This window comes from Caballeronia sp. LjRoot34 (assembly GCF_964253815.1).
Classification (GTDB): domain Bacteria; phylum Pseudomonadota; class Gammaproteobacteria; order Burkholderiales; family Burkholderiaceae; genus Caballeronia.
The window spans coordinates 1-486 of sequence record NZ_CAXUSB020000033.1 but is presented as its reverse complement, the minus strand read 5'-3'; the positions used below and the strand labels follow the sequence as shown (position 1 = coordinate 486).

Annotated in this window: 1 pseudogene; it reads left to right on the top strand. The window is 58.0% G+C overall.

Going from position 1 to position 486, the window contains the following annotated elements:
- Positions 1 to 67 precede the first annotated feature (67 nt).
- Positions 68 to 486 (top strand): annotated as a pseudogene (locus tag ACSQ36_RS47025) (IS5 family transposase); the annotation flags it as partial.

Here is a 486-nt window from a genome sequence, read left to right as displayed (position 1 = left end):
CAAAAAGGGGCTGTTAACTTTTTGGCTCTGGTGTTAACTTCTGTCTTGTTTTCCCTGACAGGAAGCCATGGCTAAGGAACTTATAGACGACCAATTATGGGCACTCATCGAACCGCTGCTGCCCAAAGCTGCGCCGCGCAATCGCCGGTATGCAGGACGCAAGCCAATACCTGATCGCGCCGTGCTCACAGGCATCGTGTTCGTGCTGCGCGCAGGCCTCGCGTGGAATTTGCTGCCGCAGGAAATGGGCTGCGGGTCGGGCTCCACTTGCTGGAGGCGCCTGGACCAGTGGCATAAAGCGGGCGTATGGCAACGCATGCACGAAACGATGCTGGCCGAACTGCGCCGTCGAGGCCAACTCGATATGGCCAGAGTACTGGTCGACAGCTCCTCCATTCGCGCGTTGTACGCGGGAAAAAAACAGGCCCAAACCCCACGGACCGGCGCAAACTCGGCAGCAAACACCATATCATCGTCGATGCGCAA